General features: G+C 64.9%; 16 protein-coding genes. 10 read left to right on the top strand and 6 right to left on the bottom strand.

The window, feature by feature from the left end:
- Positions 1–122: 122 nt before the first annotated feature.
- Positions 123–2039, top strand: coding sequence for an acetate--CoA ligase (acs, locus tag AWY79_RS01195; protein ID WP_066799303.1), 1917 nt, complete (start codon positions 123–125; stop codon positions 2037–2039).
- Between the two features lie 350 nt (positions 2040–2389).
- Positions 2390–3115: a metallophosphoesterase family protein gene (locus AWY79_RS01190; protein WP_066799301.1), complete on the top strand. Its 726-nt coding sequence runs from the start codon at positions 2390–2392 to the stop codon at positions 3113–3115.
- Between the two features lie 69 nt (positions 3116–3184).
- Here the strand turns inward: AWY79_RS01190 and AWY79_RS01185 are convergent, their stop codons facing one another.
- Entirely contained in the window at positions 3185–3760 is a 576-nt protein-coding gene (locus tag AWY79_RS01185) for an OmpA family protein (RefSeq protein ID WP_066799299.1), read from the bottom strand.
- Positions 3761–3769: 9 nt separating this feature from the next.
- Positions 3770–4267, bottom strand: a complete 498-nt coding sequence (locus AWY79_RS01180; RefSeq protein ID WP_078063554.1) for a FecR family protein — start codon at positions 4265–4267, stop codon at positions 3770–3772.
- 270 nt (positions 4268–4537) lie between these two features.
- Between AWY79_RS01180 and AWY79_RS01175 the strand changes: the two genes are divergently transcribed.
- The 6 genes from AWY79_RS01175 to AWY79_RS19570 all read left to right on the top strand — a co-directional run bounded on the left by AWY79_RS01175 (position 4538) and on the right by AWY79_RS19570 (position 10912).
- The gene (locus AWY79_RS01175) at positions 4538–4858 is read left to right on the top strand and encodes a c-type cytochrome (RefSeq protein WP_066799295.1); all 321 of its coding nucleotides are present in this window, start codon (positions 4538–4540) and stop codon (positions 4856–4858) included.
- A gap of 183 nt (positions 4859–5041) precedes the next feature.
- Positions 5042–7216 (top strand): molybdopterin-containing oxidoreductase family protein, encoded by a 2175-nt coding sequence (locus AWY79_RS01170; protein WP_066799293.1) that lies wholly within the window; start codon positions 5042–5044, stop codon positions 7214–7216.
- Positions 7216–7956, top strand: a complete 741-nt coding sequence (locus AWY79_RS01165) for a 4Fe-4S dicluster domain-containing protein (protein ID WP_066799291.1) — start codon at positions 7216–7218, stop codon at positions 7954–7956. The genes AWY79_RS01170 and AWY79_RS01165 overlap by 1 nt, the downstream gene beginning before the upstream one ends.
- A complete protein-coding gene (locus AWY79_RS01160) occupies positions 7949–8677 on the top strand; it encodes a formate dehydrogenase subunit gamma (protein WP_066799285.1) in 729 nt (242 codons plus the stop codon). Before AWY79_RS01165 ends, AWY79_RS01160 begins: the two co-directional genes overlap by 8 nt.
- A gap of 59 nt (positions 8678–8736) precedes the next feature.
- Positions 8737–9837 (top strand): rhodanese-like domain-containing protein, encoded by a 1101-nt coding sequence (locus AWY79_RS01155; protein WP_066799284.1) that lies wholly within the window; start codon positions 8737–8739, stop codon positions 9835–9837.
- A 64-nt stretch (positions 9838–9901) separates the two neighbouring features.
- Positions 9902–10912 (top strand): rhodanese-like domain-containing protein, encoded by a 1011-nt coding sequence (locus tag AWY79_RS19570; protein WP_271121205.1) that lies wholly within the window; start codon positions 9902–9904, stop codon positions 10910–10912.
- Here AWY79_RS19570 and AWY79_RS18920 read toward each other — a convergent pair.
- Entirely contained in the window at positions 10909–11355 is a 447-nt protein-coding gene (locus AWY79_RS18920) for a TorD/DmsD family molecular chaperone (protein ID WP_066799281.1), read from the bottom strand. The two genes, AWY79_RS19570 and AWY79_RS18920, sit on opposite strands and share 4 nt — an antisense overlap.
- 271 nt (positions 11356–11626) lie before the next feature.
- On the opposite strand from AWY79_RS18920, the gene AWY79_RS01135 reads away from it, so the two are divergent.
- Both AWY79_RS01135 and AWY79_RS01130 read left to right on the top strand, forming a co-directional pair.
- Positions 11627–11920: a metal-sensitive transcriptional regulator gene (locus AWY79_RS01135; RefSeq protein WP_066799279.1), complete on the top strand. Its 294-nt coding sequence runs from the start codon at positions 11627–11629 to the stop codon at positions 11918–11920.
- Positions 11921–11939: 19 nt separating this feature from the next.
- Positions 11940–12197, top strand: coding sequence for an EF-hand domain-containing protein (locus AWY79_RS01130; protein WP_066799277.1), 258 nt, complete (start codon positions 11940–11942; stop codon positions 12195–12197).
- Positions 12198–12266: 69 nt separating this feature from the next.
- On the opposite strand, the gene AWY79_RS01125 is transcribed toward AWY79_RS01130, so the two are convergent.
- The 3 genes from AWY79_RS01125 to AWY79_RS01115 are packed head-to-tail and all read right to left on the bottom strand — an operon-like array spanning position 12267 to position 16153.
- Complete coding sequence (locus tag AWY79_RS01125; protein ID WP_066799276.1) at positions 12267–14759, bottom strand: ATP-binding protein; 2493 nt, start codon at positions 14757–14759, stop codon at positions 12267–12269.
- Positions 14760–14818: 59 nt separating this feature from the next.
- Positions 14819–15727 (bottom strand): GTPase Era, encoded by a 909-nt coding sequence (gene era / locus AWY79_RS01120; protein WP_066799271.1) that lies wholly within the window; start codon positions 15725–15727, stop codon positions 14819–14821.
- A 3-nt stretch (positions 15728–15730) separates the two neighbouring features.
- Complete coding sequence (locus AWY79_RS01115) at positions 15731–16153, bottom strand: DnaJ family domain-containing protein (RefSeq protein ID WP_066799269.1); 423 nt, start codon at positions 16151–16153, stop codon at positions 15731–15733.
- Positions 16154–16733: the final 580 nt, after the last annotated feature.

Below are 16733 nucleotides of genomic sequence, written 5' to 3'. Positions count from 1 at the left end.
ATCCGGCGTACCGTTCAACTCGCTGCTGCGACCGCTGACCGAATATGGCGGGAGTTGCGCGGCGAAACTGTTATCAAGGAGACTCGCACAACCGATTTCGGTTGGCCCTGCGAGGAGGATATATGGACCAGTCAGGCGCAATAGACAGTTTACTTCAGGAAGAACGGGTGTTCCGCCCGCTTCCGCAGTTGGTCATCGAAGCCAACGTCAACCCCCAGGAGCTGGAGGGGGCGCGCCGGTTCGCGGCCATGGACCCCACGGGCTACTGGGAGGAGGCCGCCGACGAGCTGGACTGGTTCAAGAAGTGGGACCAGGTGCTGGACGACAAGGACGCCCCGTTCTACCGCTGGTTCCCGGGTGCGCGCTGCAACATCGTCTACAACGCGCTCGACCGCCACATCGAGACCGCCAACAAGAACAAGCTCGCGCTCATCTGGGAAGGGGAGCCGGGCGACCAGCGCAAATACACCTATTTCGAGCTCTACCGCGAGGTGAACCGGTTCGCCAACGCCCTGCGTTCCCTCGGCGTGCGCAAGGGCGACCGCGTGGTCATCTACATGCCGCAGCTGCCCGAGACCGTCATCAGCATGCTCGCCGCCGCCAAGATCGGCGCGGTCCACTCCGTGGTCTTCGCCGGGTTCTCGGCCAAGGCGCTGCGCAAGCGGATCAACGACGCGCAGGCCAAGCTGCTCATCACCGCCGACGGCTTCTACCGCAACGGCCGGATCATCAGCCTGAAGGAGACCGCGGACGAGGCGTTGGTCGGGGCCTGCGCCGACTGCGTGGAGACCATGGTCGTGGTCCGGCGCTGCAACATCGGCGTGGACATGGTGGACGGCCGCGACTTCCACTACGACGACCTGGTGCGCCAGGAGCGCAACGAGGCCCCCACCGAGGTCATGGACGCGGACGACCCGCTGTTCCTGCTCTATACCTCCGGGACCACCGGCACGCCCAAGGGCGTGGTCCACTCCCACGCGGGCTACATGGTCGGCGTGCACCGCACCCTGACCACGGTCTTCGACATCAAGCCCACCGACATATTCTGGTGCACCGCCGATCCCGGCTGGGTCACCGGCCACTCGGCGGGCATCTACGGCCCGCTCATGGCCGGAACCACCTCGGTCATGTACGAGGGACACCCCAACTATCCCCAGGCCGACCGCCTGTGGTCCGTGGTCGCCAAGTACGGCGTGACCATCTTCTACACCGCGCCGACCATGATCCGCATGCTCATGCGCTTCGGCACCCAGTATCCCAAGCAGCACGACCTGTCCTCCCTGCGGCTGCTCGGCACCGTGGGCGAGCCCATCTCGCCCGAGGCGTGGATCTGGCTGTACAAGAACATCGGCCGGTCCGAATGCCCGGTGCTCGACACCTGGTGGCAGACCGAGACCGGCATGTTCATGATCTCGCCCATGCCCATCTCCGTGCTCAAGCCCGGCTCCGTGACCAAGGCCCTGCCCGGCGTGTCCGTGGACGTGGTGGACAAGGACGGCAAGCCCGTGCCCACCGGCAAGGGCGGGCTGCTCGTGGTCACCCAGCCCTGGCCGTCCATGATGACCGGGCTGTGGAACGACGACGACCGGTACAAGGAATACTGGACCCAGATCCCCGGCGTGTACTACGCGGGCGACGTGGCCCGCCGCGACGAGGACGGGTACATTTGGATCCAGGGCCGCGCCGACGACGTCATCAATATTGCCGGACACCGCATCGGCTCAGCCGAGCTCGAAGCCGCCTTCGGCATGCACCCGGCGGTCTGCGAATGCGCCGTCATCGGCGTGCCCGACCAGATCAAGGGCGAGGCCGCCAAGGCGTTCGTCCTGCTCAACGACGGCTTCGGGCCGGGCGACGAGATGATCAAGGAACTCAAGAAGACCATCCGCAACGAACTCGGCCCCGTGGCCGTCATCAAATCCATCGAATTCCGCGACAAGCTGCCCAAGACCCGCTCCGGCAAACTCATGCGCCGCGTGCTCAAGGCCGAAGAGTCCGGCTTTGAGATCGCCGACCTGACCGGTTTGGACGAGGATTAGCGCCTCCGGCGGCTGGGGGAAGGGGGAGAAAAACCTTTTGAGAAAGGTTTTTCTCCCCCTTCCCCCAGACCCCCATCCCCCTCTTTTCCAAAACTTTATAGTGCCGCTTCGCGGGGCGGGTCACATTTCTATTCCGCTTGAGCAGATGTTTCCCGTTTGCTTGAATTTCTCCAAGGATAAACTCCATCCAACCGCCCCCGCACATACCTGCCGAAGGCACCCAAAAAGCTTTGAAGGGGGAGTCCAGAGGGGGAAACTTTCTCGAAAGTTTCCCCCTCTGGCCGCCGGAGGCATATCTCCCCCCACCCCGCGCTCTTGCGCGGGGTGGGGGGAGAGGGTAGGTTGCCTCCATGACTCGCATCGCCATCATGTCCGACGTGCACGGGAATTTCGAGGCCCTGAAGGTGGTCCTGTCCGATTTGGACGCGCATTCGCCAGACGCGGCGTATTGTCTGGGCGACATGATCGGGTACGGGCCGCAGCCCCAGGAGTGCGTGGACCTGCTGCGCGAGCGCGGGGTGGAGTGCACCATGGGCAACCATGAGCAGGGGCTGATCAACATCCATTATCTGCGCGGTTTCAACCAGCCTGCGGCGGACGTGTTGCGCCGGACCCGGGAGATGATTTCCGAGGACACGTACCAGTGGCTGGTCTCGCGGCCCAAGTCGTTGGTGGCGCACGGCTGCCGGCTGGTGCACGGGCTGCCGCCGGACTCGGTGACCGAATATCTCTGGAAGCACAAGGACGACATGGACCGGGTCTTTGCCGGGTACGGCGAGGATGTCTGCTTCGTGGGCCACACCCACGACCTGATGCGCTGGACCTGTTCGCGGGGCAGGCCGGTTCGGCATCCCCTGCCCCAGGGGGAGACTGTGCTGGAGGGCGGGGCGCGCCACCTGGTCAACGTGGGGTCCGTGGGCCAGCCGCGCGACGGAGACAACCGGGCCAAGTACGTGCTGTTCGACCTGGAGGCGCAGGCGCTGACCCTGCGTCTCGTGCCCTACGACGTGGAGCGGACCGCCGCGCTGATCCTGGCCCACGGGTTCCATCGCGGGTTTGCGGACCGGCTTCGCTAACGGGGACGCGGCAGTGAAAAGCCCCCGCGCACGATGGTGCGCGGGGGCTTTTTTTGTTGGGGATGGGGATCAGCGGACGAGGACTTCGACCCGCCGGTTTCTCGGTTCGGATTTGCCGTCGGGCGTGGGGATGAGCGGGTTCTCCTCGCCGTGGGAGGTGAGCTCGATGATGTCCTCGGGCAGGCCTTCCTTGACCAGCAGGTCGCGGACCTTCTTCGCCCGCCGGACCGACAGGTCGTAGTTGTACTGCTTTTCGCCCAGGGCGTCGGTGTGGCCGACGACGGACACGTCCGTGGAGGCGCGGTCCTTCCAGGCCTTTATGATGGCCGGGATTTCGGATTCGGATTCCGGCTTGAGTTTGGCCGAATCGCTGGCGAAGTAGAGCAGGAACCGGGCCGTGGGAAGGGGCTGGGCCGCCAGGGCTTCGCCGAAGGTGGCCTGGACCTGTTCGTCGGACAGGGTGGTGACCTTGCCGGAGCCGCTGACGGACTGGTTGGCCTCGGTCAGGGTCACGGCTTCGCCCTCCTTGTCGTTGACGGTCAGTTCGCCCACATGGCCGTTGAGGTCGGGCAGCAGGACCACGGTCTGGCCGCCGCAGCCCGCCAGCATCAGACAACAGATGAAGATGAATGCGAGTCTTTTCATGGCGCGCTCCTAGTCCACCTTGATGAGGAAACGGGTGCCCCGGATGCCGATGGTGGACAACGGGGTTTCGACGACCATGCTGCCGGGCTGGAGCCTGGTCATCTGACCGGAGATGAACTGGACGGTGCCCTTTCTGACGTTGGTCAGGAAACTCATGTTTTCCGCCGCCGGGTCGAAGACGAAGCGGTCGATGCGGACCGTGGACCGGGACCCCAGGGAAAGGATGGTGTCGTCGCGGAAGATGACGCCGATCGAGGAGTTCTCTCCGGTGACCAGCGTATCGCCCTCAAGCAGATAGCCGCCCACCTCGGCCACCAGTTTCTCCCCGTTGCGCTCGATGAAGACCTCGCCGGTGAGGGTCTTGATGGACCCGACCGTCTGGGCGCGGTCCATGGCCAAGGCCGGGGTGGCGGCGAGCAGGAACAGCATCAGAAGGACGATGAGCGATGCGCTCCGCGAACCCGTAGGCGCGACCGCTCTGATCGTTTTTGCCAAGAAACGGAACATGGGGCCTCCTTGTCGGAATAGCTATTTCGCCTGCTATACCAATAATTCGGTTTGTCGGTAAAGCCTATTGGCGAGGTGTCCGCTTTTTTTGTGAGGCATTTATTTTCTCTATCCGACCCCCTTGACACCTATACCCGGTATGGGTATATGGGAATCGAAACGCCCATACCGGGTACAGGTTATAATTGTTGGGACATAGCGCCGGGCCTTAGGGTCGGCGAGAGTGGGAAAAACCCTTTGCAGAGAGCAACAGTCAACTTTGGAGGCACCATGAAAAGCAAGCTCATCCTGGCCACCGCAACCGCCCTGATCACCGTTTTCGCCGTATCCATGGCCTTTGCCATGGGTGGCGGCAACGCCCGCAAGGGCAAGTTCCTGTACCGCAAGAACTGCCGTTCCTGTCACGGCCAGACCGCCAGCGACCTCAGCCCGGCATCCAAGACCCAGGCCGAGTGGACCGCCATGTTCTCGGATACGTCCAAGATCAAGTGCAGCCCGGACTGGACCGTGAACGAGAAGGATTTGAACGACATCTTCTCCTATCTGCACGACTACGCCAAGGACTCCCCGTCCCCGGCCAAGTGCAGCTAGCGCCCTGACGGCGCCGCGCCGGGCAATCCCGGCGCGGCGTCCGCGCGGACCGGTGGAGGAGCCGGGCCGCGCCATACGGCGGCTCCCCCGGCCGCGAGCCGGAACAACCGGCCGGTCGGGAGCCGTGAACATGCAACACAAGCGGACGTTCGGAGGTACTCAGTGCCCAATTCCAAGCAGACTATGTCCCGTCGCGATTTTTTCAGGGCCACCGGCCTGGTCGCGGCAGGGGCGGTGGGCGGCCCTGCGCTGCTCGGCGGCCTGACCAAGTCGCACGCGGCAGCGGCGCCCAAGCCCGCCTGGGAATCCAAATTCTCGGCCTGCGACATTTGTTTCAACAAGTGCGGGCTCATCGCCCGGGTTGAAGACGGGGTCGTCAAGAAGCTCGACCCCAATCCCAAGTTTCTCAAGTCCAGGGGCATGCTGTGCGCGCGCGGCAACGCGGGGTTGGCCCAGGTCTACGACCCGGACCGCCTCAAGCACCCGCTGCTTCGCAAGGGCGAACGCGGCGAGGGCAAGTGGCAGCGCATCCCCTGGGACGAGGCCCTGGACATGGCCGCCCAGAAGATGGCCGAGGTCCGTGACAAGTATACCCCCTGCGGGCAGCTGTTCACGGCGGGCACCGACCTGCACTCGCAGTTCGTGGGCCGGTTCGCCGAAGTCTACGGCTCCTTCAACGTGACCTCGCACGAATCCCTGTGCCTGGTCTCGGGCAGCCGCGCCTTCCTCGACACCTTCGGCGAGGTCCCCTTCGCCGACGTCCTCAATTCCAAGTACGTGATGATGGTCGGGGCCAACCGCTTCGAGGCGCTGGTCACCCCGGACTCCATCGACCTGATGACCGCCATCCGCGAAAACGGCTGCAAGCTGGTCACCCTGGACCCGCGCTACACCAAGACCGCGGCCCTGTCCCACGAGTGGTATCCGGTCAGGCCCGGCACGGACATGGCCTTCATGCTCGCCCTGGCCCACGTGATCATCAACGAGAAGCTCTACGATCCCCAGTGGATTGAGGAGAAGACCTACGGCATCGAGCAGCTCACGGCCCACGTGCAGCCGTATACCCCCGGCTTCGCCAGCGAGCAGTGCGGCATCCCGGCCGAGGACATCACCCGCATGGCCCGCGAGCTGGCAGCGGCGGCCCCGGCCTCCATGGTCTATCCCGGCCGCCGCACCTCGGATTATGAGGATTCCACCCAGATCCGCCGCAGCTTCGCCATCGTCAATGGGCTGCTCGGCAACTGGGACAAGCCCGGCGGGCTGCTGGCCGCGCGCCAGGTGGGCCTCAAGGGCGTGCCCTACGACGCCCCCTGGTACGACGAGAACCAGGAGGACCGCATCGACGCCCACAAGGTGCCGATGATGTTCGAGCACGAGGGGTCCTTCCTGGTCACCCGCGACGCGGTCCTGGCCGACGATCCGTACCCCATCCGCGGCTGGTTCATCTACAAGACCAACCCCATGGGCACGGCCCCCAACCGCAAGAAGACCATCGAGATGATGAACAAGATGGACTTCGTCACCGTGGTGGACATCGCCATGTCCGACACCGCCTGGATGGCCGACCTGGTCCTGCCCTCCCAGAGCTACCTGGAGCGCACCGACCCGTGCTCCGGCCTGCAAGGGTCCGTGGCCTGCGCCTGCGTGGTCAAGCGCGACCCGGTCATCGAGCCGCTCTACGAGTCCAGGCCCCTGTTCGACATCATGAAGGGTATCGCGGGCAGGATGGAGCTGGGCGAGTACTTCGACTTCACCATCGAGGAGTACCGCGAGATGCAGACCCGCGACATCCCGGAGGCCCTGGGGGTCATGGACCGCGACGGCGTGTACTACAACCCGTCCAAGGTCTACGGCATCTACGACGGCCGCATCTACAAGACCCTTTCCAAGAAGGTGGAGCTGTACAACCAGCGGTACGAGCAGATGGGCATCGACCCGCTGCCCGTGTACAAGGAGCCCGACTCCCCGCCCGAGAACCAGTTCCGCATGGTCATCGGCCGCAACGCCATGATCACCCAGACCTCGACCACCAACAACGCCCTGCTCCACGAGTTCATGCCCACCAACACCCTGTGGCTGAATACCGAGGCGGCCGGGAACCTGGGCATCGGCGACGGTGACCTTGTCGAGGTCTCCAGCCCCGTGGGCCGCCAGGAGCTCAAGGCCGAGGTCACGGACAGGATTCGCCCGGACACCGTGTTCATGCTCTCGGGGTTCAACACCCTGTCCACCATGCAGCACCTGTCCCACAACAACGGCGCATCCATCAACGAACTGCTGGACGACGATTACGACGCCATCACCGGCAACGCGTCCATGCACACCACGTTTGTCTCCGTAACAAGGAAGGTGGCGTAATGGCACAGCAACTCGCCATGGTCATCGATGCGGCCAAGTGCATCGACTGCAAGGCGTGCGTGGCGGCCTGCAAGGTGGCCAACGAGGTCCCCGAAGGGCAGTTCCGCAACTGGATCAAGACCACCGGCGCACCGGCGGTCCCGGGCAGGGGCGACGGCAAGCCGCGCTTCCAGCCCGGCGCGTGCATGCACTGCGAAAACCCCACCTGCGTGTCGGCCTGTCCCACGGGCGCGACCTACAAGGACACGGTCACCGGCGAGGTGGTCATCGACGACGCCCTGTGCATCGGCTGCGGCAACTGCATCCCGGCCTGCCCGTACGACGCCCGTTTCCGCAACGAGGTCAAGCGCAAGGCGGACAAGTGCAACTACTGCCCGGAGCGACGCGCCGCAGGGCTGCCCCCCGCGTGCGTGGACACCTGCCCGACCAAGGCGCGGGTCTTCGGCGACATCAACGACCCGGCCAGCGCGGCGGGCATCCTCTACAACAAGAACAAGGAGCGGCTGACCCGCGTGGCGGCCAAGACCGACACCAAGCCGAACATGTACTACCTGGGCGATCCCGGTCCGGGCGAGTGGGGCCGCGAGGCCGTGATCCCCGCGTCCATGGTGGCCATGAAGCAGACCGCCCCGCTGATCAAGGGAGTCGTGGCCCTGTCCGGCCTCGGCGTCCTGGCCATGCTCGGACGGCAGCTGTTTGCCGGTTCCGGCACCGACCACAAGGAGGACGGCGATGCCTAGCAAGACCTACAAGCGACACGACAGGTCCGACATCTTCATCCACTGGTTCAACGCGGCCTGTTGGCTGCTGCTCCTGCTCACCGGCGTGGGGCTGATCCAGAACCCGGACATCGACCCGTTCGGTTCCGGCTATCCCGAGGCGCTGCGTTCCCTGGTGGGCGGCGGCGGAAACCTGCTGGCCATCCACGAGTTCATCGGCCTGGTCTGGATCGCGGGCTTCCTGCTCTACCTGCTGGTCAATTTCCGGGGCGCGAAGTTCTTCCTGGCCGAGGTTTTCGCGGTCAGCCCGGCCCGCGACATGGCCTGGATGTTCAAGAAGATGATCCTCATGACCCTGGGTCCCAAGGCGCTCAAGGCCGTGGGCGCGAGCCCCGACCTGCCCGACCAGGGATACTACAACATGGGCCAGAAGGCGTTTGCCCAGGCCTCGGTGGTGGGCGGCATCGTCATCGCCGTCACCGGCGTGATCATGTACCTCTCCGACCGGACCTTCGGGGCCGAGTCCACGGGCATGGTCGGCTGGGCCGTGACCCTGCACTTCATCGGTGTGGGGCTGGTCTTCGCCGGTCTCCTGGTCCACGTCTACATGGCCGCCATCTCCCCGGAGGAGCGGCCCGGTTTCAAGTCCATGTTCACCGGCGTGGTGCCGGGCGACTACGCCAAGCACCATCACCGGCTGTGGTGGGAAAAGGTCAGATCCGGGTCCGAGGGCTCGGAGTAGCATAGAAAGAGGGTCCCGCGCAGGCGGGAAAAAACAATCCTTTAGGAAGGGAGTGTGTCATGCACAAGAAGTTGATTGCCGTGGCCGTCGTGCTGGCGTTCATGGTGGCGGCTATGGCCGGGCCCGCAGCGGCTCAGGACGGGAAGAAGCCCGCGTTCAAGCAGTATACCGCCATCGTGGACTACGCCTTCGTGGCCAAGTACGCGAAGATGCCCCAGCCCAAGGACGTGATGGTCATCGATTCGCGTCCCTACAAGCCCAAGTACGTCGAGGGGTACATCCCCACCGCCGTGTCCATCCCGGCCAGCCAGTTCGACAAGATGACGGACAAGCTGCCCGCGAACAAGGGCGCGCTGCTGATCTTCTACTGCGGCGGATTCGACTGCCCGCTGTCCCACAAGTCCGCCTATGCGGCCGAGGCCCTGGGCTACACCAACATCAAGGTCTACGCCGCCGGTTTCCCGGACTGGAAGAAGAACGCGCCGTACTATTCCATCGGCCTGGAGAACCTGAGCGAGCGCATCGCCGCCGGTGACCAGCAGCTGGTCATCGACGCCCGCCCGTACAAGAAGTTCCTGGAAGGGGCCATCCCCTCCGCCGTCGGTATCCCCGAGAAGGACTTCGCGGCCAAGCGCGGCATGCTGCCCGTGGACAAGGCCAACGTGACCCTGATCTACTACTGCGGCGGCTATGCCTGCGCCCTGTCCCACAAGTCCGCGGTCAAGGCCCGTTACCTGGGCTACAAGAACGTGCTCGTGGCCGAGGCCGGCTACCCCGGCTGGAAGGAGATGTTCGGCGCGGCCGACACCGGCGCCGTCATGGCCGGCGAGGCCGAAGGCGCCGTGGACACCGAGTGGTTCCTGGCGACCATCAAGAGCAATCCCGATTCCATCCTGCTGATCGACGTGCGTGATCCCGAAGAGTACGCCGCCGGTCACTTCCCGTCCGCCGTGAACATGACCGTGGACATGATCGAGAAGCAGGCCGCCGAGATCCCGACCGACAAGCCCATCGTCTTCTCCTGCGCCTCCGGCGCTCGGGCGGGCGAGGCGTTCTACCTGTTCAAGGACCTGCGCCCCGAGGTGGAGAAGGTCTTCTACCTGGAAGCCACCAACTCCTTCGGCAGCGACAACAGCTATGAGGTCCATCCCAACAAGTAGGGATCGACCGACACGGCCGGGAACATCCCCGGCACGCCGAGAATAAAAAAGGCGGGGAGCAAAGATGCAAAGACCGATCACCTGTGTTGCATGGCTGCTCCTCGCCTTGTGTTTTCTGCCCGTCCGGCCCGCGCTGGCCGACGAGACCGAGATATGGTGGGCTTCTGCCCAGGCCGAGGCGGACCGCGACGGTTACCTGCTGCTGGACGACGACGGGCTCAGGAAGCTCGTGGACGAAAAGGCGGACATGGTCCTGTTGGACGCCCGCGCGGACTACGAGTTCGCGGCCGGGCATCTCCCCGGGGCGGCGAACCTGGAGTTCGACCTGGGCGACGACATCGAGCTGCCGCAGGCCAAGCGCCAGGCCCTGCAGGACCTGCTCGGCCCGGACAAGGACCGGATGCTGGTCGTCTACTGCCGGAGCTTCAGGTGACTGCGCAGCTCCATTGCGGCGCGCTGGGCAGCGCGTCTCGGTTATACCAACGTCTACCGGTACCCAGGCGGCTTTCACGGCTGGAAGGAGAAGCATCCGACCCTGGTGGAAGGCAAGACCGAGGAGAAGCACGTCCTGGCCGTGGGCGACGACTTCCCCACCTGCCGGGTGGCGGTGCTCAACGGCGACGAGGACCGGGAATACCTGGAGCTGCCCGAGGGCGCGCGGTTCCTGGAGTTGTCCGAGCTCAAGGCGCGGTTCGTGCTCATCCAGCTCTACAACACCCTGTGCAACGACTGCGTGGCCGAGACCAAGAAGCTGACGCGGTTCTTCAAGCTCGTGGAGGCGGACCCGGTGCTGCACGGGCAGCTCAAGATCATCGGCCTGGGCATCTACGACTCGAACCAGCAGGTGGTCCGGTTCCGCAAGCACTACGACGTGGCCTATCCGCTGTTCTCGGACAAGAGCGGGCAGATATTCGAATGCCTCGGCCAGGCCGAGTTGCCGCTGGCCTACCTGGTCCGGGCCAAGGGAGACGGGACCTGGAACATCGAGCTGATCAAGCGCGGTTATTTCGAGCCGGACGAGCAGTTCCTGAGCGTGCTGCGGTCGGCGGTGGTCCGGGCCGAGGGCGCGGACTAGGCGTCCGGGACCCTCTCGAGTACGGCCACGACGATGTCCGCCGCGCCCAGGTAGACGGGATGCGGGTCGGCCCCGGCCAGGGCGTCGCGGAAGCGGCGGACCCACGGGAGCATGACCTGGGCGGCGAAGGCTTCGGCCTGTTCGGCCAGGGCTGGATCACTGGCCCAGCCCTCGGCGCAGAGGTGGTAGAGATACTCCAGCTCCAGGGTCAGGTGGTCGGGCGGCTCGTTGGAGTCCAGGGCGACCGAAAGCCCGGCGGCCGCCAGGCGGTCGCGCATGTCCAGGGCGCTCCGGCCCATGGTCCGGCGCTCGTTGCCCAGGTGGCAGGATTCGTAGAGCGGAGCCGGGATGCCGCCGGGACCGGCGATGAACAGGCGGACGTACTCGGTCTCCAGGTCGGAGAAGTCGCCGGATTCCGCCAGCGGCGCGAGGGCGTGGGCCATGTCCCGGAGCGGTCCGGAAGGGAATCCGGGAAAAGCCTGGACATGGTCGAGGAGTTGAGGCAAGGCAGTGTCTGCCAGCCGGGACCAGTCTTCCCGGCCCGGTCCCCGAAACACGGCGACGCACAACTCCATTAGATTGAGAAGCACTATTTTCGACTGGGATATCGGCATGAAGGCAACCCCCGCATTTGCATTGGAAAATACCCTACGACAGTACGGTAAAGAGCATGGCAGGGCAACGGGAACGTGGACCGAGACAAAGGAGACTGAAATGGATGAAGCCATGACCGCGGAAGAGCAGGCGATCAAGAAGAACGTACTCTCCCGCATGAAGCGCATCGAAGGTCAGGTCCGGGGCATCCAGGGCATGATCGAGTCCGGCAAGGAATGCCAGGATATTCTGGTCCAGATGCGGGCCGTCCGTTCCGCGCTCCAGTCCGCCAACAAGCTCATTCTGAAGCGGTATCTGATCAAATGCTATGCGGAATCCATGGAAAACGGAGCGGACCCCAAGGACGCGCTCGAGAAGTTCATCGGCGTCGTGACGGGGTTCATCGAAGGCTAACAACAACCTGGAGAACAGGATGAAGAAACTGATCCTGGCGGCGGCGTTCGCGCTGCTCCTCTGCCAGCCCGTGGCTGCGCGCACCAACTACAACGTCTGCTTCAATTCGTTGGACGCGGACGCCGACGGCTCCATGTCCAAGGGCGAATTCCTGGTCGCCTTTTCCGAGGGCGATACCTCGGTCTTCGACCGGGCCGACGCGGACAGGGACGGCGTGGTGACCCACGAGGAGTGGGAAGCGTACAAGCAGGCCCAGGGGTTCGAAGAGCACGAGTAGGCTCCGAACGACCCGGCTGAACGGCCGCTGTCCCCCAACCGGGGGACGGCGGCCTTCGCTTTTTCGGGGTCAGTGGCTGAAGCGGTCGAGGACGTCCTTGAGCTGGCCCAGGTCGGCTGGCTTGGCCAGGTAGCCGTCCATCCCGGCCCGGATGAACCGCTCCCGGTCCCCGGCCATGGCGTGGGCGGTCATGGCCACCACGGGCAGGCGGGCGTGGGCCCGGTAGAGCGGGTCTGTGCGCAGAGCGGCGGTGGCCTCCAGCCCGTTCATGTCCGGCATCTGGATGTCCATGAGGATGAGGTCGAACGGTTCGCGCTCCACTGCGTCCAGGGCCTCCCGGCCGTTGGCCGCGCACAGGGCGGTGTGGCCCAGCCGCTCCACCATGCGGGACAGGGCCACGCGGTTGACCCGTTCGTCCTCGGCGATGAGGATGCGCAGCGGCCTGCCGGTCCCGGGAATCGGGTCGGTGACCAGCGGCCCGCAGGCCGGTTCCGGCTCGGCGATGTCGAAGGCGGCGCAGAAATGGACGGACGTGCCCACGCCCTGTTCGCTTTCGATGCTCAGGCTGCCGCCCATGAGCCCGGCCAGCCGCTTGACGATGTGCAGCCCCAGTCCCGTACCCTGGAACCGCCTGGTGTACGCCCCGTCCACCTGGATGAACGGGCCGAAGATGCGCTCCACGGCCTCGTCCGCCACGCCGATGCCCGTGTCGCTGACCGTGAAGAGCAGGCGGCAGCGGTCCGGGCCCGAGTCGCCCACCCGGGAGACTTCCACGGTCACCTCGCCGCTCTCCGTGAACTTGATGGCGTTGCCCGCGAGGTTGAACAGAATCTGGCGCAGCCGGGCGGGGTCGCCCACCACCCGGTCAGGGGTGGACTCGTCCAGCCGGACGACCAGGCGGATGCCCTTGGTCTCGGCTGTGTGATGGAAGGTATCGCGGACCAGCCCAAGCAGCTCGGCCGGGCACAGGGGCTGGGGCGACAGCTCCAGCTTGCCCGCCTCGACCTTGGACAGGTCCAGGATGTCGCTGAGCAGTCCGGTCAGGTTGCGGCAGGAGAACAGGGCCGTCTGAACGTAGTCGCGGTGAGTTTCGGACAGCTCGTCCAGGGCCATGAGCTGGAGCATGCCCATGGCCCCGTTCAGGGGCGTGCGCAGCTCGTGGCTCATGTTGGCCAGGAATTCGCTCTTGGCCAGGTTGGCGGCCTCGGCCCGCTCCTTGGCCTCGCGCAGCTCGGCCTCGATGCGCTTGCGTTCGGTGATGTCCTGGATGGCCCCGATGCGCCGCACCGGAAACCCGTCCCTGTCGAACAGGTGGGAGTAGCGGCAGGAGGCGTAACGGTATTCCTCATCGCCTTTGGGCTTGAATCGGAAGTCCGTCTCGTAGGTCGGATTTTCCGGGCAGATGATGGCCACGCCCCGGAGGTACTCCTCGCGGTCGTCGGGATGGATCTGCTCGACGAACGAATTCAGGGCCGGCGCCCGGTCCATGGGCGGAAACCCGAGCAGTTTGCTCATTCCCTCTGACCAGTAGCCCTCGCCGGTGATCAGGTCCCGTTCGAAGCTGCCGAGGGCGGTCAGCTCCTGCGCCCGGTTCAGCCGCGCCTCGCTGGCCGTCAGCCGGTCCTGGGCCTGGAGCAGGTCCGTCATGGCCGCCCGGAGGTCGCGGTTGAGGGCGGACACGGACCGCCAGCGCCACACGGCAAAGGCCACGGCCATGGCGACCATGGCCGCCAGCGCGGCCAGCATGACCCGGAGCACGGTCCAGAACGGCTTGGGTTCGCCCCACCATTTGAGATACAATTCCCGGAATCCCGGCGTGCCGACGAAATTGGACAGCGCCTCGTCGAACCGCCGGGCCAGCTCCGCATCCCCCTTGCGGAGCAGGTAGCCGCGCTTGAGCTCCATGAGCGGCTCCCCCACCTGCCGCAGATGGTTGTCCACCTTGATCTCGATGGCCTTTTTCCAGACCACGGGGGCGGGTCCCACAAGGGCGTCCGCATGCCCGGCCAGGAGGTTGAACAGGGCCTCGTCCAGGGTGTTGTAGGAAAGCAGCCGCATGCCCGGCCGTCTGCCGAGCTTGGTCTGGGCCGCGCTGCTGCTCAGGACCGCGGTGCGCAGTCCCGGCAGGTCGTCGATGGATCGGATGTTCCGGGAGTCGGAGCGTATGAAGCAGGACACGGGGATGGTCTCGAATATCCCGGCAAAGCGGAACTCGGCCTTACGCGCAGGGGAGATGCCGATGCCGGGCATGACGTCGGCCCGGCCGGAGCGGATGGCGTCCAGGGCCTCGGTCCAGCTGCCGACCACGAACAGGTCGTAGGTCAGCCCGGCACGGTGGGCTACCTCCCGGAAGATGTCCAGGGCGTAGCCGTCGGGCCGGTCCTTGGCGTCCGTGGTGTACAGGGGCGGCAGGTCGCGCAGGACCACGGCCGTGACGTGGTCCGCCCCTGCGGCCGGGCGCACGCAGAGGACGCCCAGCCAGAGGGCCAGGGCCAAAACCGCCGCGGTCTTGAACGGATGCAGGGGAGATACGCTCCCGGCGAGAATGGGCTTTTGGGGCATTAGGGCACAATGCCCGATACAAATTTCTGCGCAACCCCTTTATAATGTGCGGGTGATAATTATTCGCCGAGGCCCAAGGAACGAAGAAATCCGGGATCTTCGGTCCAGCCTTCGCGGACCTTGACCCACAGCTCCAGGTGGACCTTGGTGCCGGTCAGCTCCGCGATGTCCTTGCGCGCCTGGGAGCCGATTTCCTTGAGGTTCGCGCCCTGCTTGCCGATGATCATGCCCTTGTGGCTCTTGCGCGAGGTGTAGATGACCGCGTTGATGACCACCATGTCCTCGCGCGTGGTCTCGTCCCACTGCTCGATTTCCACGGCCGTGGAATAGGGCAGCTCCTGCCTGAGCGAATAGAAGAGCTTCTCGCGGATGATCTCCGAGGCCATGAACCGCACGGGGACCGTGGAAATCTGGTCTTCCGGGAACATCTGCGGGCCTTCCGGGGTGAGCGCCAGGATGCGCTCCAGCAGCTCGTTGGTCCCCTTGCCCTTGAGGGCGGACACCGGGACGAACTCCGCCTCGGGCCACAGCTCGGACAACCGGGCCATGAACGGCAGCAGCTGGTCCTTCTCCTTGATCCGGTCGATCTTGTTCACGGCCACCAGAACGGGACGGCCCGCTTCGCTCACCGGCTTGACCAGGGGCGCGATCTCCTTGTCCAGGAGCTGCGGTTTGGCGCAATACAGCGCCGCGTCCAGCAGGACCACCACCGCATCCGACGAGGCCAGCGCGTTCCACGCGGACTCCAGCAGGAAGCGGTTCATCTTGCCGCGCAGCCGGTGGATGCCGGGGGTGTCCAGGAAAACGATCTGGGCCTCGTCAGTGGTCAGGATGCCGCTGATCCGGTTGCGCGTGGTCTGCGGCTTGGGCGAGACGATGGCGACCTTCTGGCCGAGATAGGTGTTCATCAGGGTGGACTTGCCCGCGTTGGGCGGCCCGATCAGGGCGATCATGCCGAATTTGTGCATAAATTACTCTTTGTTGCCGTTGTTTTTCACGCCGGTCTTTCCAAATTTGTTTTCCGCCACGCGGACCTTTTCCACGATGCGGCGGTAATAGTCGCCCGAATTGTCCAGGGTCACCGGCCGCCCGCGTCGCTCGTTCATCTGCATGATCATCACGTTGAGCTTCTGCATCTGGCGGTACCGTTCCTGCTCGTCCTCAAGGTGTTCCAGGAGGTCGATGGCCTGGGAAATCTCCTTTTCCTCGGTGATCTCCGGGGGCAGGTAGCCCGAACTCCTGAGTATCCGGTAAGCCATGCGCAGTTCCGGGGGCAGGTTCGCCGCCTCGTCGGGCCGGAGGGGGAGCCCCCTCCCTTCGAGGTCGTCGAATTTGCCTTCTTCCTGGGCTTTGCGGATATGTTCTTCGGCGATGAGAGCCGTCACGTTGAACATGGGGGTTATTTCCCACACTCCGTGGGGGGAGTCAAAGGGTGTATTAAGGGTGGGGAGGAAGGGGGTCATTTTTTGAGGAAAAGAAGAATGGAGGGAAGAAGAGAAAAAAGGGAAGAAGAAAGAGGAGAGCCGTCGCTGGCGCTCCTCCGTGTTTTTTTGGAGCCCTCCCGGCGGGGTTCTTTCTTTTCCGGGCGAAAAGAAAGAACCAAAGAAACGCCGGGGGGGCATCCCCGCCCGGAGTTTGGCCGCTGAGAATCCGATCCGCTCGGGGCGGCTCCATCTGATCAAAAGTAGAGTCCGAGCCTCCACGGGAACGCCCCTTTTAAGGGATACCGAGGGGCCACGAGAACGGAGCCGCCGCCCCTTCGCGGTCGGCTTCTAGGCGTCCAGAACAGGGCTCGCTGCGTGCTGCTTGACGGTACGAAGGGCGAAGGAAGAGGGGCCTTCGGACGGGACTTCGGGGTAGGAGAGCCACTCTTTGAGGCTGCGCCTCAAAGGTGTTCCATGGGAGGGCCTTCGTAAGACTTGGCGGGGTATGAAAGCCGCTGTTGGGGCTGCGCCCCAAGGCGCTCCAGGGGAG

The organism is Pseudodesulfovibrio indicus, from assembly GCF_001563225.1.
Classification (GTDB): domain Bacteria; phylum Desulfobacterota; class Desulfovibrionia; order Desulfovibrionales; family Desulfovibrionaceae; genus Pseudodesulfovibrio; species Pseudodesulfovibrio indicus.
This window is presented reverse-complemented; position numbering and strand designations above follow the sequence as displayed.

Bases quoted from the DNA above. Each gene is read 5' to 3' on its own strand.
- acs (WP_066799303.1), top strand. From the start codon at position 123: ATGGACCAGTCAGGCGCAATAGACAGTTTACTTCAGGAAGAACGGGTG.
- AWY79_RS01190 (WP_066799301.1), top strand. From the start codon at position 2,390: ATGACTCGCATCGCCATCATGTCCGACGTGCACGGGAATTTCGAGGCC.
- AWY79_RS01185 (WP_066799299.1), bottom strand. From the start codon at position 3,760: ATGAAAAGACTCGCATTCATCTTCATCTGTTGTCTGATGCTGGCGGGC.
- AWY79_RS01180 (WP_078063554.1), bottom strand. From the start codon at position 4,267: ATGTTCCGTTTCTTGGCAAAAACGATCAGAGCGGTCGCGCCTACGGGT.
- AWY79_RS01175 (WP_066799295.1), top strand. From the start codon at position 4,538: ATGAAAAGCAAGCTCATCCTGGCCACCGCAACCGCCCTGATCACCGTT.
- AWY79_RS01170 (WP_066799293.1), top strand. From the start codon at position 5,042: ATGTCCCGTCGCGATTTTTTCAGGGCCACCGGCCTGGTCGCGGCAGGG.
- AWY79_RS01165 (WP_066799291.1), top strand. From the start codon at position 7,216: ATGGCACAGCAACTCGCCATGGTCATCGATGCGGCCAAGTGCATCGAC.
- AWY79_RS01160 (WP_066799285.1), top strand. From the start codon at position 7,949: ATGCCTAGCAAGACCTACAAGCGACACGACAGGTCCGACATCTTCATC.
- AWY79_RS01155 (WP_066799284.1), top strand. From the start codon at position 8,737: ATGCACAAGAAGTTGATTGCCGTGGCCGTCGTGCTGGCGTTCATGGTG.
- AWY79_RS18920 (WP_066799281.1), bottom strand. From the start codon at position 11,355: ATGGCCCACGCCCTCGCGCCGCTGGCGGAATCCGGCGACTTCTCCGAC.
- AWY79_RS01135 (WP_066799279.1), top strand. From the start codon at position 11,627: ATGGATGAAGCCATGACCGCGGAAGAGCAGGCGATCAAGAAGAACGTA.
- AWY79_RS01130 (WP_066799277.1), top strand. From the start codon at position 11,940: ATGAAGAAACTGATCCTGGCGGCGGCGTTCGCGCTGCTCCTCTGCCAG.
- AWY79_RS01125 (WP_066799276.1), bottom strand. From the start codon at position 14,759: ATGCCCCAAAAGCCCATTCTCGCCGGGAGCGTATCTCCCCTGCATCCG.
- era (WP_066799271.1), bottom strand. From the start codon at position 15,727: ATGCACAAATTCGGCATGATCGCCCTGATCGGGCCGCCCAACGCGGGC.
- AWY79_RS01115 (WP_066799269.1), bottom strand. From the start codon at position 16,153: ATGTTCAACGTGACGGCTCTCATCGCCGAAGAACATATCCGCAAAGCC.